The sequence below is a fragment of the Pseudomonas sp. GW456-L12 genome (assembly GCF_059424045.1).
Genome location: NZ_JBWKZA010000001.1, coordinates 447,364 through 463,842 on the forward strand (window position 1 = coordinate 447,364; position 16,479 = coordinate 463,842).

Here is a 16,479-nt window from a genome sequence, read left to right on the forward strand (position 1 = left end):
AAAGGCCAGAAGATATCTTCAATAAGGAGAAACACCCCATGCGTAAGACTTTAGCTATTGCCCTGATGCTGACCGCTTCCCTCGGTCTCGCTGCCTGCGATAAAAAATCCGAGGACAAAGCTCAAGATGCCAACCAACATGCTGAGCAAGCTCAACAGAAAATGAATGAAGCTCAGGATAAAGTGAACGAAGCTGCAAAAGAAAACGCCGAAGCAGCCAAAGATCAGGTTGAATCGAGCAAAGCAGCGGCTGAAGAAGCTGCCAAGGAAGCCGCTCCTAAAACCAACTAATCCGGTTTTAGTGCAGCAAAAAGAAAGCCCGCCTAGTGCGGGCTTTACTTTGTCTGCAATAACGCTAAGCCAACAGGCTGCGAAAAGTCGGACTAAGCATCAGCAGCAATGAGCAGAGCAGACCGATAAACCAGACCAGACTGCGCTGCCAGGCAAGATCCGCCCAATAGCAAAGCAGATAGATAACCCGCGTAATGACGAAGACAATCGCCAGGCCGTCGATCAGCCAGCCCTGAGTCTGGGTGGTATGGGCCATCAGGACCCCGACCGCGAATAACATGAAGGCTTCGAAACTGTTCTGGTGCGCCGCCACTGCCCGGGCGCCGAACCCTGTGAGTTGTGTCTGTTGCTGGCGTGGCAGGTGATTGTCGTAGCCGCCCTGCTCTTTCATCGCCCTGGCTACCGGTACGCGCGCCACGTAAATCAACAGCGCGCTGATAAACACACACCAAAACGCAATACTCATCAGGCTATCTCCTTGTTCGCCTCGGGCAATGGCGCCTCTGTAGGGGTATAGACCATCACATCCAACACGTCGGAATGAAACTCCCGGCGGTACAGCACCAGCACCACGCCCGCGCTCATCAGCATGAACAGCCAGGGGCTGACGAACCAGGCCAGCATGCTCATGCCGAAGTAATAGGAACGCAGGCCGAAGTTGAACTGGTTGGCGGCCATGGAAATCACCCGCGCGGCCCGCATTGCAAAGGCTTTTCGCTCCTGTTCGGAAACATGCCGCTCACCGATCATCGGTGCCGAGCCCACGAGAATGGCCGCGAAGTTGTACTGGCGCATGCACCAGCTGAAGGTGAAGAAGGCGTAGACGAACACCAGAGCCAGGCACAGCAGCTTGATCTCCGACATGCCCTGGGAGGCCTGCTGCACCATGGGAATGTCGGCCAGCAGCGACACCGCACGCTCGGAAGCGCCAAGCACGGTGAGGATACCAGCGAGGATAATCAGGGTGCTGGAGGCAAAGAACGAGGCATTGCGTTCCAGGTTGCCGATCACGCTGGCGTCGGCAATGCGGTTATCGCGCAGCAGCATGCGGCGCATCCAGTCTTCCCGGTACAAGTGCAGCACGCTGGCCAGGCACGCGGTGTCGCGGCCCTTCCACGTGGCGTAGCGGGTGTAGCCGCCCCAGCAGATGACAAACCAGAGGGCGGCGATGAGATGGATCAGGTTGGCTTCGACGAACGACATGCAGGTTCCCGGATAGGCGTTGGCAGAGTGCGGATACAACTGGCACTGCTTCGACGTTGATCGAGGAAAAAAGACACCATTGGCCGCCCATAAAAAATGCCCCGTATCGCGGGATACGGGGCATTTTCATGGCTACTCGGTGCCCGCTTGTGACAGGCCCCGACAGATAGCGGTTTAGGCCAGCGCTTCGCTGCGCTTGCCCAGCAGGCGGTCGCAGGCTACCGCGACCACCAAGGTCATGACCGAAGGCACCAACCACGCCAAGCCCTGCTCGCTCAGCGGCAGGTGCATCAACTGGGTTGGCATCCAGTCCGCCAGGCCGGCGCCCTTGAGGGCGTCGATCAGGCCGAACAGGAAGGACACCAGCATCACCGGACCGACGATGCGGCCTTGCTCATGCCAGAAGTCCTTGCAGAAGCTCAGGGCCACCAGGGCGATGCACGGTGGGTAGATCGCGGTCAGCACCGGGATGGAGAAGGCGATCAGCTTGGTCAGGCCCAGATTGGACACCAGCAGCGAGAACGCCGCCAGGATGATCACCAGGGTCTTGTACGACAGCGGCAGTACGCGGCTGAAGTACTCCGCGCAAGCGCAGGTCAAACCGACCGCGGTCACCAGGCAGGCCAGGGAAATCAGCACGGCGAGGAAGCCGCTGCCCAGGGAACCGAAGGTGTGTTGCACATAAGCGTGCAGCACCGCCGCGCCATTGGTGGCACCGGCCGCGACTTCATGGCTGCCCGAACCCAGGCGGAACAGGCTGACATACACCAGCGCCAGGCCGATACCGGCAATCAGCCCGGCGATGATCGCGTAACGGGTGATCAGGCGTGGCGACTCGACACCGCGGGAACGGATGGCGTTGACGATGACGATACCGAACACCAGCGCGCCCAGGGTATCCATGGTCAGGTAACCATTGATGAAGCCCTGGGAGAACGGCGCCGCGACGTATTCGGGCGTCGCAACACCGATATCACCGGCCGGCAAGGCGAACGCGGCGATGCCCAGTACGGCCAGGGCGATGATCTTCAGCGGCGCGAGGAAACGCCCAACGGTATCCAGCAGGCGTCCCGGGTAGAGGGAGATGAAAAACACCAGCAGGAAATACACCGAGCTATAGAGGAACAGCGCCAGCGGGCTTTCGCCGGTCAGGGGCGCCAGGCCTACTTCGAAGGACACGGTCGCGGTACGCGGCGTCGCGAACAACGGGCCGACCGCCAGGTAGCAGACCGCTGCCAGCAGGCCGCCGGCGATCTTGCCGATCGGGCTGCTCAGCGCGTCCATCGCCCCACCGACCTTGGCCAGCGCAATGACAGTCACCACCGGAAGCCCCACAGCGGTGATCAGAAAGCCCAGCGCCGCGATCCAGACGTTAGGTCCGGACTGCAAGCCGACGATAGGCGGGAAGATGATATTGCCGGCCCCAACGAACAGGGCAAAGGTCATAAAACCCAGTGCCAGAATGTCCTGGCCTTTCAACACTTTCATTAAGGAAATACCACACTACTGAATCGGAATTTAGAGAGGGATTTCCCTTATGGGTGAGGGAAATGCTGTCGGTCCGTATAGGACTGACCCGTTTAGCGCGCGGCTTCCTTGTGGGACGCAGACGCAAAAGAGGCGGCTAGACTACCGAATTTGTAAGACAAACGCACTGTTAGAGGGCGAACTGTCCGATCAGCGACATTTGCGTGTCGCGTTTACGTATTAAAAGCAGCTGCAAGGTACAAGTTTCAAGCGACAAGCTTCTCTTGCAGCTTGTGGCTTGAGGCTTTGCAATTGCTCTTAACGAACAAAGGCCACCCGAAGGTGGCCTTTGTTGGTGGAGCGTCAGCTAAGCGCGAGGCTTACTTGACAGCCCAGCCAGTCAGCTCGGCCAGGGCCTTGCCGATGTCTGCCAGCGAACGCACGGTTTTCACGCCTGCGTCTTGCAGAGCAGCGAATTTCTCGTCTGCAGTGCCTTTGCCGCCAGAGATGATTGCGCCAGCATGGCCCATGCGCTTGCCCGGAGGAGCAGTCACACCAGCGATGTAGGAAACAACCGGCTTGGTCACGTTAGCCTTGATGTAGGCAGCCGCTTCTTCTTCAGCCGAACCGCCGATCTCACCGATCATCACGATCGCTTCGGTCTTCGGGTCTTCCTGGAACAGCTTCAGGATGTCGATGAAGTTGGAGCCTGGGATCGGGTCACCACCGATGCCGACGCAGGTGGACTGACCGAAACCGGCGTCAGTGGTCTGCTTCACGGCTTCGTAAGTCAGGGTGCCGGAACGGGAAACGATACCGACCTTGCCTGGCAAGTGAATGTGACCTGGCATGATGCCGATCTTGCATTCGCCTGGAGTGATCACGCCTGGGCAGTTAGGGCCGATCAGGGTAACACCCAGCTCGTCGCACTTAACTTTAGCGTCCAGCATGTCCAGGGTAGGAATGCCTTCGGTGATGCAGACGATCAGCTTGATGCCGCCGAAAGCCGCTTCCAGGATGGAGTCCTTGCAGAAAGGAGCTGGAACGTAGATCACGCTGGCGGTGGCGCCAGTGGCAGCTACAGCGTCTTTCACGGTGTTGAAGACAGGCAGGCCCAGGTGCTCGGTGCCGCCTTTGCCCGGAGTTACGCCGCCAACCATCTTGGTGCCGTATTCGATGGCTTGCTGGGTGTGGAAACTACCTTGCGAACCGGTAATACCCTGGCAGATAACTTTGGTGTCTTTATTGATCAGGACGCTCATTATTTGCCCTCCGCAGCTTTGACAACTTGTTGAGCAGCGTCGGTCAGGCTGGTAGCAGCGATGATGTTCAAGCCGCTTTCTGCCAGTACTTTAGCGCCCAGTTCAGCGTTGTTGCCTTCAAGGCGAACAACAACCGGGATTTTCACGCCGACTTCTTTCACTGCACCGATGATGCCTTCGGCAATCATGTCGCAACGAACGATGCCGCCGAAGATGTTGACCAGTACTGCAGCGACGTTGGTGTCGGACAGGATGATCTTGAAGGCTTCGGTCACGCGCTCTTTGGTAGCACCACCACCTACGTCGAGGAAGTTGGCTGGCTTGCCGCCGTGCAGGTTGACGATGTCCATGGTACCCATGGCCAGGCCGGCACCGTTGACCATGCAGCCGATGTTGCCTTCCAGCGCTACGTAGTTCAGTTCGAACTTGGCAGCGTGTGCTTCGCGCGGATCGTCCTGGGACGGATCGTGGAAAGTCTTCAGCTTAGGCTGACGGTACATGGCGTTGGCGTCGATGTTGATCTTCGCGTCCAGGCAGTGCAGATCGCCATCAGCCTTGATCACCAGCGGGTTCACTTCCAGCAGTGCCAGATCGTGGTCCTGGAACAGTTTGGCCAGGCCGACGAAGATCTTGGCGAACTGAGTGACTTGCTTGCCTTCCAGGCCCAGCTGGAAAGCCAGCTCGCGACCCTGGAATGGCTGAGCGCCAACCAGTGGATCGATAGTAGCCTTGAGGATTTTCTCAGGGGTGTCGTGAGCGATTTTCTCGATGTCCACGCCACCTTCGGTGGAAGCCATGAACACGATGCGACGGCTCGAACGGTCGACGACAGCGCCCAGGTACAGCTCTTTAGCGATATCAGTGCACGATTCAACCAGGATCTTGGTGACTGGCTGACCATTGGCGTCAGTCTGGTAAGTCACCAGACGCTTGCCCAACCACTGTTGAGCGAATGCTTTAGCGTCTTCTTTGCTGCGAACCAGCTTTACGCCGCCCGCTTTACCGCGACCACCGGCGTGAACCTGGGCTTTGACAACCCACTCGGAGCCGCCGATCTTGTCGCAAGCTTCTGCTGCTTCTTCCGGGGTGTCTACCGCGTAGCCTTTGGATACTGGCAGGCCGTATTCAGCGAACAGCTGCTTACCCTGATACTCGTGAAGATTCATGCTTTTTACCGTCTTCGTTAGGTACTGCGCATTCGGCGCTGCGCTCTTGATGAGTGCCGCGCCACCTGTGACCGCTCCTCACCGGACTCCCCTGCCCCGCATCCGCAGCCTGGGCTGCGGCACAGCGCATGAAGATTCCCGTGAGGTCGAGTCCAGCGGACGTTCCGCGGTGAGTCTTGCTCGCAAGGCTCACGACGGGCAATCCGCCGTGGTTTCTTATTGTCTTAACGCTTTTTGCGGTTGGCGATGTGGATGGCGCCGCCATTCACTGCCAGTGCTGCTTCGTGCAGGGCTTCGGACAGGGTCGGATGGGAGAAAACCATCATGCCCAGGTCTTCGGCGCTGGTGCCGAACTCCATGCCGATCGCACCTTGCTGAACCAGTTCTGCCGCGCTTGGGCCGATCACGTGAACGCCCAGTACACGGTCAGTCTTGGCATCAGCGATGACCTTTACGAAACCGCCGGTGTCGTTGGCTGCCATGGCACGGCCGCTGGCTGCGAACGGGAAGGTGCCGACGTTAACTTCAACGCCTTCAGCTTTCAAGGCCTGCTCGGTCTTGCCGACCCACGCGATTTCCGGGTGAGTATAAATAACCGAAGGGATCAGGTCATAGTTCATCTGAGCCTTGTGGCCCTTGATGCGCTCGACGACCATGATGCCCTCTTCCGAGGCCTTGTGAGCCAGCATCATGCCGCGAACCACGTCGCCGATCGCGTAAACGCCCGGTACGGTGGTAGCGCAGTGATCGTCAACGTGCACGAAACCGCGCTCGTCGAGGGTCACGCCGCAATCGGCAGCCAGCAGATCAGTGGTCACTGGACGGCGACCAACGGCTACGATCAGCTTGTCGAAAGTGATGTTCTGTTCGCCGTTGGCATCGGTGTAGGTCACGACCACTTCTTCGCCGTTGACCTTGGAGCCGGTGACGCGAGCGCCCAGCTTGATGTCCAGGCCCTGTTTGGTCAGGGTTTTCAGCGCTTCCTTGGAGACGGCGGTGTCGGCAGCCATCAGGAAGGTGTCCAGGGCTTCCAGGACGGTCACTTCAGCGCCCAGACGGGACCATACCGAACCCAGTTCCAGGCCGATCACGCCAGCGCCGATCACGCCCAGGCGTTTTGGTACGGATTGGAATTCCAGGGCGCCGGTGGAGTCGACGATCACTTTCTGATCGACCGGAGCCGGTGGAATGTCGATTGGACGGGAGCCCGGCGCCAGGATGACGTTCTCGGCTTCGATCACTTCCACCGAGCCGTCAGGCTTGGTGACTTCGACTTTCTTGCCGGCCAGCAGTTTGCCGTGGCCCTGGATGGAGGTCACGCCGTTGGCCTTGAACAGGGTGGCAACACCGCTGGTCAGGTTTTTCACGATATTGGCCTTGCGGCCGACCATCGCAGGCACGTCCATGGACACGCCAGCGTGGCTGATACCGTGGATCGCGAAACCGTCTTGGGCTTCGTGGAATTTCCAGGAGCTGTCCAGCAGCGCCTTGGAAGGGATGCAGCCGACGTTCAGGCAAGTACCACCGAGGGCCAGCTTGCCCTCCTTGTCGGTATATTTCTCGATGCAGGCAGTCGTGAGGCCGAGTTGCGCAGCTTTAATGGCAGCTACATAGCCGCCAGGGCCTGCGCCAATCACTACCACGTCGAATTTCTGAGTCATGTGTCATTCCTTCTCGAATCAAACCGGACGGCCTCTTGTGGAGGCCGTCGTGGGACGAAGCTGTTCGTTTCGGCGAAAGGCCGATCATCGCTGATCGGTCCATGCTACGAAATCAGATATCCAGCAGCAGACGAGCCGGGTCTTCCAGCAGGTTCTTGATGGTAACCAGGAAGGTCACTGCTTCTTTACCGTCGATCAAACGGTGATCGTAGGACAGAGCCAGGTACATCATCGGACGGATAACCACCTGACCGTTGATCGCCATAGGGCGCTGCAGAATGTTGTGCATGCCCAGGATCGCCGCTTGTGGCGGGTTGACGATCGGAGTCGACATCATCGAACCGAAAGTACCACCGTTGGTGATGGTGAAAGTACCGCCGGTCATCTCTTCCATCGACAGTTTGCCGTCACGGGCTTTCTTGCCGAAGGTGGCGATGCCGCCTTCGATTTCAGCCAGGCTCATCAGTTCGGCGTTACGCAGAACCGGAACCACCAGGCCGCGGTCGCTGGACACGGCAACACCGATGTCGGCGTAACCGTGGTAAACGATGTCGGAGCCGTCGATCGAGGCGTTGACCGCAGGGAAACGCTTCAGCGCTTCGGTAGCAGCCTTGACGAAGAACGACATGAAGCCAAGGCGTACGCCGTTGTGGGACTTCTCGAACAGATCCTTGTACTTCGAACGCAGGGCCATGACTTCGGTCATGTCGACTTCGTTGAAAGTGGTCAGCATCGCCATGTTCGACTGGGCTTCGACCAGACGCTCGGCAACCTTGGCACGCAGGCGGGTCATCGGAACACGCTTCTCGACGCGGTCGCCAGCAGCGAATACCGGAGCAGCGGCGGCAGGAGCAGCGGCCTTGGCAGGCGCGGCGGCCGGAGCGGCTTTCTTGGCGGCAACGGCGGCAACCACGTCTTCCTTGGTCACACGACCGCCTTTGCCGGTACCGGCAACGGAAGCGATGTTGATGCCGTTCTCTTCAGCCAGCTTGCGCGCGGCAGGAGCAGCGATTGGATCGTCTTCGCCTTCGGCGGCAGGCGCTGCGGCCTGGGCGGCAGCCGGTGCGGCAGCGGCTGGAGCAGCAGCGGCAGCGCCTTCAGCGATGGAGCCCAGGACTTCGTCGGACAGAACGGTGTCGCCTTCGTTCTTGACGATAGCGCCCAGCACGCCGTCAGCGGTGGCCAGAACTTCCAGCACGACCTTGTCGGTTTCGATGTCGACGATCAGCTCGTCGCGCTTGACGGCGTCGCCCGGTTTTTTGTGCCAGGTGGCAACGGTGCCATCGGCAACCGATTCCGGGAAAGTGGGGGCTTTGATCTCGATAGCCATTATCTGTGGTTCCTTAAATTCGGTTTCAGGTGCGCGAAGGCGTTAAACAGTGAAAGCATCTTGCAGCAGTTTTTCCTGCTGCTCGGCGTGCATCGACGCGTAACCGCATGCAGGTGCAGCAGAGGCTTCACGGCCCGCGTACTCGAGTACGAGCGACTTGTCGTGATTGCCAACGATGCGGCGCATGTGGTGCTGGCTGCAGTACCAGGCACCCTGGTTCATCGGCTCTTCCTGACACCAAACGACATGCTTGAGGTTGGTGTACGGAGCCAGGACTTCGTTCAAGTCGTCCTCAGGGAATGGGTACAGCTGCTCGATACGCACGACGGCGATGTCGTCGCGGCCTTCGGCACGGCGTTTTTCCAGCAGGTCGTAGTAGACCTTGCCGCTGCACAGAATCAGACGATTCACGTCTTTTGGATCCTGGGCATCGATTTCCGGAATAACGGTCTGGAACGAACCTTCCGCCAGATCTTCCAGGGTCGAGATGGCCAGTTTGTGACGCAGCAGCGACTTCGGAGTCAGGACCACCAGCGGCTTGCGCAGCGGGCGAATCACCTGACGACGCAGCAGGTGGTAGATCTGGGCCGGGGTGGTCGGCATGCAGACCTGGATGTTGTGCTCGGCGCACAGCTGCAGGTAACGCTCCAGGCGAGCCGAAGAGTGCTCCGGACCCTGACCTTCATAACCGTGCGGCAGCAGCATGGTCAGACCGCAGAGACGGCCCCACTTGTGCTCGCCACTGGTGATGAACTGGTCGATCACCACCTGGGCACCGTTGGCGAAGTCGCCGAACTGGGCTTCCCAGATCACCAGCGCGTTTGGCGTGGTGGTCGAGTAACCGTATTCGAACGCCAGTACGGCTTCTTCGGACAGGAACGAATCGTACAGATCGAAACGTGGCTGGCCGTCGTACAGGTGCTGCAGCGGAATGTAGGTGCTGGCGTCTTTCTGGTTGTGCAGGACCGCATGACGGTGCGAGAACGTACCGCGGCCGATGTCCTGGCCGGTCATGCGAATCGGGTGACCTTCGAACGCCAGGGTCGCGTATGCCATGGTTTCGGCATAACCCCAGTTGATCGGCAGGCCGCCGGCTTGCATCTTCTGACGGTCTTCGTAGATCTTCGCGACCTGGCGCTGGACCACGAAGCCTTCCGGCAGCTCCAGCAGCTTGGCGGACAGTTCCTGAAGGGTCTTCAGATCGAAGGTGGTGTCGTGACGTGCAGTCCAGGCGTGGCCCAGATATGGACGCCAGTCCACGAACAGCTCTTTGTTCGGCTCTTTGACCAGGCTCTTCACGACGTGCAGGCCGTTGTCCAGCGCGTTGCGGTATTCGTCGACTTTCGCCTGAACACGCTCGGCGTCGAGCACGCTTGCCTGGACCAGACGATCGGCATACAGCTCACGGGTGGTGCGCTGCTTGGCGATCTGCTGGTACATCAGAGGCTGGGTACCGCTTGGTTCGTCCGCTTCGTTGTGGCCGCGACGACGGTAGCAGACCAGGTCGATCACCACATCGCGCTTGTACTGCATGCGGTAGTCGATGGCCAGCTGGGTCACGAACAGTACGGCTTCCGGATCGTCACCATTCACATGGAGGATCGGCGCCTGGATCATTTTCGCGACGTCGGTGGCGTACTCGGTGGAACGCGAGTCCAGCGGGTTGCTGATGGTGAAACCGACCTGGTTGTTGATCACGATGTGCACGGTGCCGCCGGTCTTGAAACCGCGGGTCTGCGACATCTGGAAGGTTTCCATCACCACGCCCTGGCCTGCGAAAGCAGCGTCACCGTGGATCGAGATTGGCAGAACCTTGTCACCGGTCTGGTCGTTGCGGCGATCCTGACGGGCGCGCACCGAACCCTCGACCACTGGCGAAACGATCTCCAGGTGGGACGGGTTGAAAGCCATGGCCAGGTGAACTTCACCGCCGGTGGTCATCACGTTGGACGAGAAGCCCTGGTGGTATTTCACGTCACCGGAGCCCAGTTCGACCTTCTTCTTGCCTTCGAACTCGTCGAACAGCTCGCGCGGGTTCTTGCCGAAGGTGTTGACCAGGACGTTGAGGCGACCACGGTGGGCCATGCCGATCACGACTTCCTTGGTCCCGTAGGAACCGGAACGCTGGATCAGCTCGTCGAGCATCGGGATCAGGCTTTCGCCGCCTTCCAGGCCGAAACGCTTGGTGCCCGGGTACTTGGTGCCCAGGTATTTTTCGAGGCCTTCAGCTGCGGTGACGCGCTCGAGCAGATGACCCTTGATATCCGTGGAATAGGTCGGACGGCCGCGTACGCTTTCCAGACGCTGCTGGAACCACTGGCGCTGCTCGGAATCGGTGATGTGCGTAAATTCAGCGCCGATGGTGCGGCAATATGTCTGCTGCAACGCTTCGTGAATTTCGCGTAGGCTCGCTTCCTCTTTGCCGATGAACAGGTCGCCGGCACGGAAGGTCGTATCAAGATCGGCATTGGTCAAGCCGTAATGATTGATTGACAGGTCTGCAGGTGCAGGACGCTGCCACAGCCCCAGCGGGTCCAGCTGGGCTGCCTGGTGGCCACGCATACGGTAGGCCTGGATCAATCGCAGCACTTCAACTTGCTTCTTCTCGTGCTCGCTGCTCACGCTACCGGCGGATACCGGCTGGGCGCGGCGCTGGTTCTTTGCCAGCAACACGAAATGATCGCGGATTGTCGAGTGCGAAACATCGATGGCAGTGCTGCCGTCGGTAGGCAACTTCTGGAAGTAAGTGCGCCACTCTTCTGGCACAGCGTTAGGGTCGTGCAGGTAGAGCTCGTAGAGCTCTTCCACATAGGCAGCGTTACTACCGGATAGGTAGGCGCTGTTCCACATGCGCTGCATCACGCTTTCTTGCATGCTTGGTCACCCTCGGTTAGGGGAACACCACCGGCGAAGACACCGAGCAAACTTGCAAAAGTCCGAGTGCAGCGACCAAAACAAGCCACTTAGGATCACGCTGATAGTCCGGGTACCAGCCCGGATGCCCCTGCTTGTCTCATTTCTTCAAAATACGAGCGGCAACTTTGTGAGCTGCTGCTCAGCTTAAAACTACGGCGCCGGTTGAAGCCTGCGCCGTAGCCTCTACGGGTACAGCGGTCCTGCCTTTACAACAACTGGGTTACAGCAGCTGAATCACACGCCGCTCGAGAGCAGCATGTTACGTATGTGACCGATGGCCTTAGTCGGGTTCAGGCCTTTCGGACAAACGTTGACGCAGTTCATGATGCCGCGGCAGCGGAATACGCTGAACGGATCATCCAGCGAAGCCAGGCGCTCGGACGTCTTGGTATCGCGGCTGTCTGCCAGGAAGCGATAGGCTTGCAGCAGGGCAGCTGGACCCAGGAACTTGTCCGGGTTCCACCAGAAGGACGGGCAGGAAGTCGAGCAGCAAGCGCACAGGATGCACTCGTACAGACCATCGAGCTTTTCGCGCTCTTCAGGGGACTGCAGACGCTCGATGGCCGGAGCCGGCGTGTCGTTCTGCAGGAATGGCTTCACCTTCTCGTATTGCTTGTAGAAGATGCTCATATCGACGACCAGGTCACGGATAACCGGCAAACCTGGCAGCGGACGAACAACCAACTTGTTGTTCTTCACCACGGCAGACAGCGGCGTGATGCAGGCCAGGCCGTTCTTGCCGTTGATGTTCATGCCGTCGGAACCGCAAACGCCTTCACGGCAGGAGCGACGATAGGAGAAACCTTCGTCCTGCTCTTTGATCAGCGCCAGTACGTCCAGCACCATCAGATCCTTGCCACCGGTGTCGACCTGGAAAACCTGGGTTTTCGGCGCGGAGTCGGTGTCAGGGTTGTAACGATAAACTTCGACTTGCAACATATCGATCACCCTTTAGTAAGTCCGGACTTTTGGTTCAAAAGTCGGAACAGTCTTCGGCGAGAAGTTAACGGCACGCTTGGCAACGCGCTTCTCACCCGGGAAGTACAGGGTGTGGCACAGCCAGTTTTCGTCGTCGCGGTCTTCGAAGTCTTCACGGGCGTGGGCGCCGCGGGACTCTTTACGCACTTCGGCAGCGATGGCGGTGGCTTCGGCCACTTCCAGCAGGTTCTGCAGTTCCAGCGCTTCGATACGTGCAGTGTTGAACGCCTGCGACTTGTCGTTGATCTTGACGTTGGCGATACGGGTACGCAGTTCGGCCAGCTGGGCGATGCCCTTCTGCATGTATTCGCCGGTACGGAATACGCCGAAGTAGTTCTGCATGCAGCTTTGCAGCTCGCGACGCAGGGTAGCCACATCTTCGCCATCAGTACGCTCGTTCAGAGCGTTCAGGCGTGCCAGGGCAGCCTCGATGTTGGCGTCGGTCGCGTCATCGTATTCGATGCCGTCGGTCAGGGCTTTTTCCAAGTGCAGGCCGGCAGCGCGGCCGAATACCACCAGGTCGAGCAGCGAGTTGCCGCCCAGGCGGTTGGCACCGTGAACCGATACACAAGCCACTTCGCCCACAGCGAACAGACCATGGATGATCTCATCCACGCCTTCGGCGTTCTGGGTGATTGCCTGGCCATGAATGTTGGTCGGCACGCCGCCCATCATATAGTGGCAAGTCGGAACAACCGGAACCGGAGCAACCACCGGGTCAACGTGAGCGAAAGTCTTGGACAGTTCGCAGATGCCTGGCAGACGGCTGTGCAGCACTTCCTCGCCCAGGTGGTCGAGCTTGAGCATCACGTGGTCGCCATTCGGACCGCAACCGTTGCCGGCGATGATTTCTTTCACCATCGAACGGGCAACAACGTCACGGCCGGCAAGGTCCTTGGCGTTCGGAGCATAACGCTCCATGAAACGCTCGCCGTGCTTGTTGATCAGGTAACCGCCTTCACCACGGCAACCTTCGGTAACCAGTACACCGGCGCCGGCGATGCCGGTCGGGTGGAACTGCCACATTTCGATGTCTTGTACCGGCACGCCGGCACGCAGCGCCATGCCTACACCGTCACCGGTGTTGATCAGGGCGTTGGTGGTGGATGCGTAGATACGACCTGCACCGCCGGTCGCCAATACGGTGGCTTTCGCGCGGATGTAGGTGGTTTCGCCAGTTTCGATGCAGATCGCGATCACACCGACGAACGCGCCTTCCTGGTTCTTCACCAGGTCAACAGCGTAGTACTCGTTCAGGAAGGTGGTGCCGGCTTTCAGGTTGCCCTGATAAAGGGTGTGCAGCAGCGCGTGACCGGTACGGTCGGAAGCTGCGCAGGTACGGGCAGCCTGGCCGCCTTTACCGTAGTCCTTGGACTGGCCGCCGAAAGGACGCTGGTAGATACGACCGGTTTCGGTGCGGGAGAACGGCAGGCCCATATGGTCCAGCTCGAAAACCGCGGCCGGGCCTTCCTGACACATGTATTCGATAGCGTCCTGGTCACCGATGTAGTCGGAACCCTTGACGGTATCGTACATGTGCCAGCGCCAGTCATCGTTCGGGTCGGCCGACGCGATGGCGCAGGTGATGCCGCCCTGGGCCGACACAGTGTGCGAGCGGGTCGGGAACACCTTGGTGATCACTGCAGTCTTGTGGCCGCCCTGGGCCAGCTGCAATGCGGCACGCATGCCGGCACCGCCGCCACCAATGATGATGGCGTCGAAAGAAATCGTTGGAATGTTAGCCATGAATCAGATACCCCAGAGAATCTGCACACCCCAGACGAAGTAGGCGAACATTGCAACGCCGCATACTGCCTGGAAAAGGAAACGTACTGCAGTCGCCGACTTGCCCAGCGCCATCGGCGTCAGGTAGTCGGTCGAAATGGTCCACATGCCGACCCAGGCGTGAGCGCCCAGAGCAACCATGGCCAGCAGGCTGAAGATACGCATCCAGTTGTTGGAGAACAGTGCGTGCCATTGCTCGTAGCCAAGGCCCGGGTTCGCAACGAGGTATCCGATCAGGAAGATGAAATAAGCCGCGAGAACGACCGCAGACACACGTTGTGCCATCCAGTCATAGAGGCCCGAACGCGACAGGTTCGTGACGTTAGTTACCATATCCAAACTCCTGCCAGAACGATTACCACCACGGATACGGCGATAACGATTTTAGAGCCCAGCTTGCCGCCTTCCAGCGTCTCACCGATGCCCATGTCCATGATCAAATGGCGCACACCGGCAACCAAGTGATACAGCAAGGCGGACAGGATGCCCCAAATCACTAGCTTGGCTAGCGGACTGGTCAGACACGCTTTCACCTCGCCGAAGCCTTCCTCGGAGCTGAGCGACTTGTCCAATGCATAAAGCATGATGGCAAGGCTCACAAAGAGGATGACACCGGAAATACGGTGAAGGATGGACGTGTAAGCAGTGACTGGGAGTTTGATGGTCCTTAGGTCTAGGTTTACAGGTCGTTGGCTATTCACGGCTTTTTTCACACTGAAGAGCCCCTAACAATCAGGGCAAAGTTGTTGGGGAGTGCACTGGTCAGGTACCCACCACCCAGGGAGTGACGACCCCCATCAAACCGGGCCCGAAAGCCCATGGCGGTCGGTGGCCGAGTATAGACAGTTAGGCTACTAATGACAACGCAATCCCCTTCCCCTAATAGCTCATTGCGTTAGGCGGATAAAAGGCGTAAATGGCGGGGAATTTCGAGGAAAAAGTCCGGTTAAAGCCTTCTGGGGCAAGACTTTAGGCAAATTGACATTCGGATTTATCTCACTATAGTGGTGCGGGCCCTGCGTGGGGGGTCTGTCTGATGATTTCAAGCATAAATAGGAGGCCACATGGCTGACAAAAAAGCGCAGTTGATCATCGAGGGCGCAGCCCCCGTCGAGCTGCCCATTTTAACCGGCACCGTTGGTCCCGATGTAATCGATGTTCGGGGCTTGACGGCCACGGGCCGCTTCACCTTTGACCCGGGTTTCATGTCGACCGCCTCCTGCGAGTCGAAAATCACCTATATCGACGGCGACAACGGCATTCTGTTGCACCGCGGCTACCCGATCGAACAGCTGGCTGAAAAGTCGGACTACCTGGAAACCTGCTACCTGCTGCTCAACGGCGAATTGCCGACCGCAGAACAGAAGGCCCAGTTCGTCGGTAACGTGAAGAACCACACCATGGTTCACGAGCAGTTGAAGACCTTCTTCAACGGCTTCCGTCGCGACGCCCACCCGATGGCGGTCATGTGCGGCGTAGTCGGCGCCCTCTCGGCCTTCTACCACGACTCCCTGGACATCAATAACCCGCAGCATCGCGAAATCTCCGCGATCCGCCTGGTTGCCAAGATGCCGACCCTGGCCGCGATGGTTTACAAGTACTCCATGGGCCAACCCATGATGTACCCGCGCAACGACCTGTCGTACGCGGAAAACTTCCTGCACATGATGTTCAACACCCCGTGCGAGATCAAACCGATCAGCCCGGTGCTGGCCAAGGCAATGGATCGGATCTTCATCCTCCATGCCGACCACGAGCAGAACGCATCGACCTCCACCGTACGCCTGGCAGGCTCCTCGGGCGCCAACCCGTTCGCCTGTATCGCTGCCGGTATCGCTGCACTCTGGGGCCCGGCTCACGGCGGCGCCAACGAAGCCGTACTGACCATGCTCGACGAAATTGGCGATGTCTCGAACATCGACAAGTTCATCGCCAAGGCCAAGGACAAGAACGATCCGTTCAAGCTGATGGGCTTCGGTCACCGCGTCTACAAGAACCGCGACCCGCGCGCCACCGTCATGAAGCAGACCTGCGACGAAGTGCTGAAGGAACTGGGCATCACCAACGATCCGCAACTCGAACTGGCCATGCGCCTGGAAGAGATCGCCCTGACCGACCCGTACTTCATCGAGCGCTCGCTGTACCCGAACGTCGACTTCTACTCGGGGATCATCCTCAAGGCCATCGGCATTCCGACCAGCATGTTCACCGTGATCTTCGCCCTGGCGCGTACCGTCGGCTGGATCTCGCACTGGAAAGAAATGCTCTCCAGCCCTTACAAGATCGGCCGTCCTCGCCAGCTGTACACCGGCTACGAGTCGCGCGACATCACCAAGCTGGAAGACCGCAAGTAAGACCTGTTGCCTTGCGCTAACGTCTTGACTGCAGCGGATACGGCCTCTTTATAGAGGCCGTATTTGT

Annotated in this window: 14 protein-coding genes; 2 read left to right on the top strand and 12 right to left on the bottom strand. The window is 59.0% G+C overall.

Annotated features, from left to right (window positions below; translation table 11 throughout):
* Nucleotides 1-38: 38 nt before the first annotated feature.
* Nucleotides 39-290: a hypothetical protein gene (locus tag AC07Y9_RS02275; protein WP_007931529.1), complete on the top strand. Its 252-nt coding sequence runs from the start codon at nt 39-41 to the stop codon at nt 288-290.
* 64 nt (nt 291-354) lie between these two features.
* Here the strand turns inward: AC07Y9_RS02275 and AC07Y9_RS02280 are convergent, their stop codons facing one another.
* The 12 genes from AC07Y9_RS02280 to sdhC all read right to left on the bottom strand — a co-directional run bounded on the left by AC07Y9_RS02280 (nt 355) and on the right by sdhC (nt 14,771).
* The gene (locus tag AC07Y9_RS02280; RefSeq protein ID WP_087088815.1) at nt 355-756 is read right to left on the bottom strand and encodes an MAPEG family protein; all 402 of its coding nucleotides are present in this window, start codon (nt 754-756) and stop codon (nt 355-357) included.
* Nucleotides 756-1,493: a DUF599 domain-containing protein gene (locus AC07Y9_RS02285; RefSeq protein ID WP_007931525.1), complete on the bottom strand. Its 738-nt coding sequence runs from the start codon at nt 1,491-1,493 to the stop codon at nt 756-758. Before AC07Y9_RS02285 ends, AC07Y9_RS02280 begins: the two co-directional genes overlap by 1 nt.
* Before the next feature lie 174 nt (nt 1,494-1,667).
* Nucleotides 1,668-2,981 (bottom strand): branched-chain amino acid transport system II carrier protein, encoded by a 1,314-nt coding sequence (gene brnQ, locus AC07Y9_RS02290; protein WP_007931515.1) that lies wholly within the window; start codon nt 2,979-2,981, stop codon nt 1,668-1,670.
* A gap of 359 nt (nt 2,982-3,340) precedes the next feature.
* The gene (sucD, locus tag AC07Y9_RS02295) at nt 3,341-4,222 is read right to left on the bottom strand and encodes a succinate--CoA ligase subunit alpha (protein ID WP_007931513.1); all 882 of its coding nucleotides are present in this window, start codon (nt 4,220-4,222) and stop codon (nt 3,341-3,343) included.
* Nucleotides 4,222-5,388: an ADP-forming succinate--CoA ligase subunit beta gene (gene sucC / locus AC07Y9_RS02300; RefSeq protein WP_007931510.1), complete on the bottom strand. Its 1,167-nt coding sequence runs from the start codon at nt 5,386-5,388 to the stop codon at nt 4,222-4,224. The genes sucD and sucC overlap by 1 nt, the downstream gene beginning before the upstream one ends.
* A 224-nt stretch (nt 5,389-5,612) precedes the next feature.
* A complete protein-coding gene (gene lpdA / locus AC07Y9_RS02305) occupies nt 5,613-7,049 on the bottom strand; it encodes a dihydrolipoyl dehydrogenase (protein ID WP_007931507.1) in 1,437 nt (478 codons plus the stop codon).
* A gap of 112 nt (nt 7,050-7,161) precedes the next feature.
* The gene (odhB, locus tag AC07Y9_RS02310) at nt 7,162-8,379 is read right to left on the bottom strand and encodes a 2-oxoglutarate dehydrogenase complex dihydrolipoyllysine-residue succinyltransferase (RefSeq protein WP_102678443.1); all 1,218 of its coding nucleotides are present in this window, start codon (nt 8,377-8,379) and stop codon (nt 7,162-7,164) included.
* 42 nt (nt 8,380-8,421) lie between these two features.
* Nucleotides 8,422-11,253, bottom strand: coding sequence for a 2-oxoglutarate dehydrogenase E1 component (locus AC07Y9_RS02315; RefSeq protein ID WP_007931503.1), 2,832 nt, complete (start codon nt 11,251-11,253; stop codon nt 8,422-8,424).
* 276 nt (nt 11,254-11,529) lie between these two features.
* Complete coding sequence (locus tag AC07Y9_RS02320; protein ID WP_007931501.1) at nt 11,530-12,234, bottom strand: succinate dehydrogenase iron-sulfur subunit; 705 nt, start codon at nt 12,232-12,234, stop codon at nt 11,530-11,532.
* A gap of 12 nt (nt 12,235-12,246) precedes the next feature.
* Nucleotides 12,247-14,019, bottom strand: coding sequence for a succinate dehydrogenase flavoprotein subunit (gene sdhA, locus AC07Y9_RS02325; RefSeq protein WP_009047766.1), 1,773 nt, complete (start codon nt 14,017-14,019; stop codon nt 12,247-12,249).
* A 3-nt stretch (nt 14,020-14,022) separates the two neighbouring features.
* Nucleotides 14,023-14,391, bottom strand: a complete 369-nt coding sequence (gene sdhD / locus AC07Y9_RS02330; protein WP_007931497.1) for a succinate dehydrogenase, hydrophobic membrane anchor protein — start codon at nt 14,389-14,391, stop codon at nt 14,023-14,025.
* Nucleotides 14,385-14,771: a succinate dehydrogenase, cytochrome b556 subunit gene (sdhC, locus tag AC07Y9_RS02335; RefSeq protein WP_169915034.1), complete on the bottom strand. Its 387-nt coding sequence runs from the start codon at nt 14,769-14,771 to the stop codon at nt 14,385-14,387. The genes sdhD and sdhC overlap by 7 nt, the downstream gene beginning before the upstream one ends.
* Before the next feature lie 351 nt (nt 14,772-15,122).
* Here sdhC and gltA point away from each other — a divergent pair, with 351 nt between their 5' ends.
* A complete protein-coding gene (gene gltA / locus AC07Y9_RS02340) occupies nt 15,123-16,412 on the top strand; it encodes a citrate synthase (protein ID WP_007931493.1) in 1,290 nt (429 codons plus the stop codon).
* The last annotated feature ends 67 nt before the right edge of the window (nt 16,413-16,479 follow it).